Genomic DNA, 6,568 nt, shown 5'->3' on the forward strand with positions numbered 1-6,568 from the left:
TTTTATAAAAAATTTTCAATCATTTTTATTTATTTGGTTAATTTTATTATCCATATTTAGCTATAGCAAAAACCCGACCAAAGACGATCGGGTTTTCTATATGGATCACTGCGTCAACTAAACAATCCCTCTCATTCTCCTCTCTCCTCGTCTAGCTTTTTCTCTCTTTCCCCAATAGTACGCTAGTGCCTATTGCAAGAATTTTCTAACATTATACTACTTTATCACATAAAATTGAAGAAAAATTTTTAGAAAAATCGCTGGCGAAATTCGCCCATAAACTGCGCTAATGCTTCGCACGCTTCGTACGGAACGGCGTTATAAATCGATGCCCGGCAACCTCCGACAGAACGATGTCCGGCGAGTCCAACAAATCCACGTTCTTTTGCCTCCGCTAAAAACTTTTTCGTGAGGTCATCGTTCGGTAAGGTGAAAGTGACATTCATCAAAGAACGACTGTCTTTTTCCGCATGCGGAGAATAAAATCCGGCGCTTTCGTCGATCGCCTCGTAAATCACCGCTGCTTTTTCTTTATTGCGTTTTTCAATAGCTGAAACGCCTCCCTGCTCTTTCACCCATTCAAGCACAAGAGAAAGCATGTAAATCGCAAACGTCGGCGGCGTATTATATAAAGAATTGCTAGTAGTATACGTACGATAATCAAGCATTGTCGGTAAATTGTCCGGAATGCGTTCAAGCAAGTCGTTGCGAAGGATAACGACCGTCACCCCCGATGGTCCTAAATTTTTTTGTGCACCAGCATAAATAAGAGCAAATTGTTCGACATTCACTTCGCGGCTTAAAATATCGCTCGACATATCCGCCACTAAATCGACCGGCAAATTCGGGAATTCATGCCACTGTGTTCCAAAAATCGTATTATTGGACGTAATATGTAAGTAGGCCGCATGTTCCGAGAGTTGAATGTCTTGAGTTGCTGGAATACGCGTATAATTCGTTTCTTTTGTGGATGCTGCTACGTGCGTTTTGCCTACTTTTTTTGCTTCTTTCAACGCTTTTTCCGACCACGCCCCTGTTAACACATAGTTGCCGATTTGATCATCTCCTAACAAATTCATCGGCACCATCGAAAACTGCAAGCTTGCCCCACCTTGCAAAAACAGCACATCGTGCGTGTCGGGAATGTTCATCAGTTCTTTTAATAATTGCTTGGCGTTGTTGTGCACCGCATCGTATTCTTTGCTGCGGTGGCTTAATTCCATCACCGACATTCCCGTCCCTTGAAAATCAAGCAGCTCTTGTTGTGCTCGCCCTAGTACTGGAAGCGGCAGCGCGGACGGTCCCGCATTAAAGTTATACGCCCGTTTCATATTCCAATCCCCCACTTTATTTCTTTAATGAATAACAGTTACTTATTATCCTAACACGAAAAACAAAAAAATAAAGATAATTTTCACTAAATTCACAAAAAAAATAAATTCTTGTGTTTGTCACAAGGATTGTTGGTTGCGTCGCATTTTTTCTTCACGAATGCGCTCCATATAAATTTCTCCTTCTTTTTCAATGAACGATTCGTCAATTTCTCTCTCTTGCGCGGCTGTTCGGACAGTCATATATCCGCTAAACACAATTCCCGCAACAACGAGATACACCCACCATGGCAAAGACAGCATGCTTTTCCCTCCGTTTTCTTCAGCTTGTCTTATTTTCACTATATGAGTGCATCTCGTTGTTTATGTTATATTTTTACCGATGAAATGTCGGTTTATAAAACGAGCGATTATCGAGGGCAAAAATTCGCTCCGTAAACTCGCCCGGCTTCACTTTTTCGAGCGCGCGGTCGATCATGTTCATTTTCGCATCAAGATTGTCAATATAATGAAGAATTTCCGCTTCTTTCACCATCGGCGGTTTCGGGCTTCCCCATTCTGCTTTTCCGTGATGGCTCAACACCATATGTTGCAAAATGATCACTTCTTCCCCGTTAATGCCAAGATGTTCTGCCGCCTTGCTAATTTCGCTTACCATGATGGAAATGTGGCCGAGCAAATTGCCTTCGAGCGTATATGTCGCCGAAACGGGGCCTGACAGTTCCATCACTTTGCCAAGATCATGCAAAATGACGCCTGCATACAATAAATCCGCATCAAGCGACGGATAAAGTTTAATAATCGCTTTAGCTAAATCTAGCATGGACACGACGTGGTATGCCAGCCCAGAAATAAATTCGTGGTGATTTTTCGTTGCCGCTGGATACTCTAAAAATTTACTTTCATACTTTTTTAACAAATACCTTGTGATGCGTTGAATGTTCGGGTTTTTCATTTCAAAAATGTATTGTGTCAACTTCTCCATCATTTCATCTTGTTTCATCGGTGCGACTTCTAGAAAATCAGCGACGCGCACATGATCGTTTGAATTGGCCGGACGAATGTTGCGAATTTTCAATTGGGTTCGCCCGCGGTAATTGCTAATGTCGCCAAACACTTTCACAATGCTTTGCGGGACGTATACATTTTCATCTTCTAGCGAGGCGTCCCACAATTTCGCTTCGATCTCTCCTGTTTTGTCTTGCAAAATAAGCGTTAAAAACGGTTTCCCATTGCTAGCAATTCCTTTTGTTACCGATTTGATTAACAAGTAGACATCGATTTGTTCTCCGACTTCGTAATGGATAATCCCTTTCGCCAATCGTTTCTCCCCCGTTTCCGTATTCTATCGTTTAGTATACCATACTCAAGGTTGGGCAAAAAATAAGACGTGAGCAAAACACGCTGCCTTATTTTTAAGCAAAAAAACGCCTTATTTGTAGAAGGAATTTTCCCAAAAATAAACGAATAATGAATGATGAATCACCATTCATCGAAAGGGGAAGCAACGATGCCAATGTTTACATTAACTGCATTTGACAAAAACGGCGAAAAGCTGTTGGACGAAACGTTCGAAGCCGCAAACGAAGAAGAAGCGAAAAAAATCGGAGAACAAAAGTTGCGTGAACATCATTGTTATGACAAAACGCATCGCTGTACGACATCAAGCGGGAAATTGATTCTTTTCCATCGTTAAAAAAACTAGGCTGTCACACTTACAGCCTGGTTTTTTTTCTTTCTTCTGCTTACCTCCTTTTTCATTTTTTTTTCAGAATTGCTGCTTAAAATAAAAATGAACATTAAGAAAACACGTCGAAAGGAGCAAACTACTGTCAACTACCCCCACTTAGCTAACGCTTGAAGTGGGGGCTTGCAACTCCCCAGAAGTGCAAGTGGACTTCGTCCTCCTTCCTTGAATTGGGGTTGCATCAGGGCAGGTTGACGACTACCCAACGACACAGGTCATGCCTATGTCGCTACCGAGTGGCTCGGCATGTCTGTAGGCAGTACTTGACTTCCACGCACAACAGACGGATGTACGCTCTATTGTTTACGGTTGCAACGTTTCATGCAACCAACTCCCTACATCGAGTAGCAACAGATGGAGTGCCTTTATTCAACGGTTTTCTCCATATCTTTATTATATCATACACAAAAAGAAAGGAGGAAGGCGCATTCCTCCCCCACTTAATCCTTTTCACTCGTTGAAGTGGGGGTCTCCTGCGCTAGAAAAATGATGAAGAGAGTAATTTCTAATCTAGTACTATGTTTCCTTATTTTAACCGCATATAGCAGCAACATCTCCCCCGTTCACGCTGACGATGATGACAAATATGAAGAAAAAGTAAAAGAATATGAGTACAAAAATGATGATGAAGCTAAATACGAAGATGACTATGATCGTGAGTACGATGAGAAGTACAAAGACGAAGATGACTATGATCATGAGTACGATGAGAAGTACAAAGACGAAGATCAAAGCGAAGAATATTATCAACAAAACGTAAAAATTCAAGAAAAACGTACTATAGTAAAAGTAAAACGAGAATATTGGTACAAATGGTCACGATCAGCTAATATTCCTAATGAATATGCAACGACTCCAATTTCTTCTAAACAAACTGTACCGATATACTTGGAGTCAAAAGACCCTCTTTATATAACAGCCATTCCTGTACAAGGCCAAATATTTGTCCCATTTGAGGACACAGCGAAATATTTAGGTGCTTCCGTTACAGTTTATCCTAACTCGCAAATAGGAGAAATTCAGCTAAATCATCGCCACTTGATTGTCAAAAATGGCACAAGAGTTGCCTACGAGAATATGAAAAAAACGCCGATGCCACTTCCTATCTTTTCGGAAAATGGAGAGCTGTATATTCCGATTAGCGTTTTAGCCAATGGCTTAGGCTTTCAAGTGGCATGGACAAAACAACAGCAAATCCGAATTTATTAAACAAGGAGGAATTTTAGTGAAAACAAACAAATGGGTAAAGTGGGTCGTCGGGTTAGGCGGTGTTACCGTATTTACAACATTTCTTCAGCTAGTAAATAACTCAAAAACAGATCAGCAACAAGAGAACAATAGTCGTCCTATTACAACAAATGAAATAACGGAATTGCAAAATACCGTAACCGATGAAACAAAACAACAACGTGAACAACAGTTAATGTCTTTAGACTGGGAAGAAGGTAACTGGGATGTCCAATACTCGAATGAAGTAATTATAGCTACGCCAAAAAGACAAAATTCCCAATTGCAGCCATCAGAAAATCGAACAAGGAGATCGTAACGATGGATGAAAAGCAATCTATTACATTCAATGGCATGGGAACAACGATTAAAGTGGAGGTGATAAGCTCCAATCAATCTCTCAACTGGGAAAAACATATACAAACTTGGTTTACAACTTTCGAATCGATTTGCTCTCGTTTCCGTCACGATAGTGAATTAACAAGATTAAACCAAGCGCCTGTGTCGAACGTTATTGTCATTCACCCTATATTGTATGACATATTACAAGTAGCATTTCAATATGCAATCCAAACCGAATTTTATTTCAATCCATTTGTAGGAAGTATTCTAAAAAACATAGGATATGCGCAACCTTTTCAAAAACAAAAGGTTTTACATGAATATCAAGAAAACGAAAATGTATACCGCATACCGTCAAGTAAAAGTTTATCGTTTTTTCCAAAACTAAAAGCGGTCATGAAACATACAAATGAAGAAATTGATCTAGGAGGAATCGGAAAAGGATGGAGCGTCGATAAGGCATATCAATTGCTAAAAGAGCTAGGTATAAATAACGGATTGATCGATGCCGGCGGTGATATGTTTATTTGGGGTGACTCTTCAAAAAGAATAGGAGTAGCAAATCCTTTCGCAGAAAACGAAGATATTGCACAATTTGTTATTTTCTCAGGCGCAGTTGCGACTTCTAACATTCTTTATCGAAGCTGGAACATACGAGGGCAAACATTTCATCATATCATTAACGGTCGAACAGGAAAAAATCCGAAAAGTGATGTCGTTCAAGCAACTGTATTCGCTGATCATGTTTCACAGGCAGAGGTGATCGCCAAAATACTGTGCATGTTACCTTCTCACGAAGGAATTCAATGGATAAAAAAGCACTTTCCTAAATCAGCTTGTATCATTGTTAACAAGCATGGTCAACTATTGATTTCATCTTCTATTTCACGGTATATCGAAAGGCTGGTGATTTAAAAATGATAAATTTTTCTACTTGGGAATGGATTCGAGCCTCTGGATTAAGCGCCTATTTTCTTCTTTTTCTTTCTGTCTGTTTCGGCTTAATGCAAAATATTAATCAAATTCCTAGAAACATCCGTAACATTTTTCTTTTAGTGCATCCAGCTGCTGGCTGGCTCGCATTTTTGTTTGCGTTTTTTCATGGCTTTTTACTCTATTTTGATGACTATCAGCCATTTTCCATACAGGAAATTTTTATTCCGTTTCTCGCTAGTTATCAACCGTTCTTTACAGGGTTAGGGGTTATTGCCTTTTATTCAATGTTTCTTATATTTGTAACAACCGATTTAATGAAAAAAATCGGACGAAACATCTGGAAGACGATCCATTTTCTTATTTTGCCAAGCTTTATCCTTGCAAGTATACATGGGTTTTTTATCGGAACTGATACCGATGAAATATGGGGGAAAAACATTTATGCTAGTACGCTATTCTGTTTTTCCTTGATTGCTGCGTTTCGCTTTTTCAGCAAAATTACGGCAAAAAAACAATCGCAATCGAGGGTGAGGAAAAATGTACATTCTATTAGCGGAAGATGACACGCGGCTTGGAAAATTAATTGTTCATATGCTGAAAAAAGAAAATCATACCGTTGATTGGGTACAAAATGGAGAAGATGCTTATTATTTTGCAAAACATACAAACTATGACTTATTGATTCTCGATTGGATGATGCCCAATAAAGACGGAATTGAAGTTTGTAAATCGTTGCGCAAAGACGGATTTAGCGGTGCCATTCTCATGTTGACGGCAAGAGACGCTCTCGAAGATCGGGTAGCCGGGCTGGACTACGGGGCAGATGACTATGTAGTAAAACCGTTTGAGTTTTCCGAACTTCTTGCTCGAATTCGTGCTCTATCTAGGAGAGTCGCACAGCCGTTTCAGACAGAAGAACTTTCTTTTGGAAACCTATCGCTTAATTTAAATGGGTACTCAATAAAAAAGGGGGGTAAAAAGATTC

Annotated in this window: 9 protein-coding genes; 6 read left to right on the plus strand and 3 right to left on the minus strand. The window is 39.8% G+C overall.

The genetic code is table 11. The features are described 5' to 3' along the window. Positions 1-248: 248 nt before the first annotated feature. The 3 genes from serC to yhaM form a co-directional block, all read right to left on the minus strand. Positions 249-1,331 carry a 3-phosphoserine/phosphohydroxythreonine transaminase gene (serC, locus tag M4I42_RS15990; protein ID WP_268853057.1) on the minus strand — a complete coding sequence of 361 codons (1,083 nt, stop codon included), beginning with the start codon at positions 1,329-1,331 and terminating at the stop codon, positions 249-251. A 120-nt stretch (positions 1,332-1,451) separates the two neighbouring features. After that, positions 1,452-1,634, minus strand: a complete 183-nt coding sequence (locus tag M4I42_RS15995) for a sporulation YhaL family protein (protein WP_268853058.1) — start codon at positions 1,632-1,634, stop codon at positions 1,452-1,454. A 73-nt stretch (positions 1,635-1,707) separates the two neighbouring features. Then, positions 1,708-2,652, minus strand: coding sequence for a 3'-5' exoribonuclease YhaM (gene yhaM, locus M4I42_RS16000; protein WP_268853059.1), 945 nt, complete (start codon positions 2,650-2,652; stop codon positions 1,708-1,710). A gap of 189 nt (positions 2,653-2,841) precedes the next feature. Between yhaM and M4I42_RS16005 the strand changes: the two genes are divergently transcribed. The 6 genes from M4I42_RS16005 to M4I42_RS16030 all read left to right on the plus strand — a co-directional run. Next, positions 2,842-3,027: a YhzD family protein gene (locus tag M4I42_RS16005; RefSeq protein ID WP_268853060.1), complete on the plus strand. Its 186-nt coding sequence runs from the start codon at positions 2,842-2,844 to the stop codon at positions 3,025-3,027. A gap of 540 nt (positions 3,028-3,567) precedes the next feature. Next, complete coding sequence (locus M4I42_RS16010) at positions 3,568-4,287, plus strand: copper amine oxidase N-terminal domain-containing protein (protein ID WP_268853061.1); 720 nt, start codon at positions 3,568-3,570, stop codon at positions 4,285-4,287. Positions 4,288-4,303: 16 nt separating this feature from the next. Next, complete coding sequence (locus M4I42_RS16015; RefSeq protein WP_268853062.1) at positions 4,304-4,624, plus strand: hypothetical protein; 321 nt, start codon at positions 4,304-4,306, stop codon at positions 4,622-4,624. A gap of 2 nt (positions 4,625-4,626) precedes the next feature. Beyond that, entirely contained in the window at positions 4,627-5,562 is a 936-nt protein-coding gene (locus M4I42_RS16020) for an FAD:protein FMN transferase (RefSeq protein WP_268853063.1), read from the plus strand. 2 nt (positions 5,563-5,564) lie between these two features. Next, positions 5,565-6,146, plus strand: a complete 582-nt coding sequence (locus M4I42_RS16025) for a ferric reductase-like transmembrane domain-containing protein (RefSeq protein ID WP_268853064.1) — start codon at positions 5,565-5,567, stop codon at positions 6,144-6,146. After that, positions 6,121-6,568, plus strand: a 448-nt coding sequence (locus tag M4I42_RS16030) for a response regulator transcription factor (RefSeq protein ID WP_268853065.1), incomplete at its 3' end; no start/stop codon positions are given. The genes M4I42_RS16025 and M4I42_RS16030, both read left to right, overlap by 26 nt.

Source organism: Anoxybacillus sp. J5B_2022, from assembly GCF_026847645.1.
Lineage (GTDB): Bacteria > Bacillota > Bacilli > Bacillales > Anoxybacillaceae > Anoxybacteroides.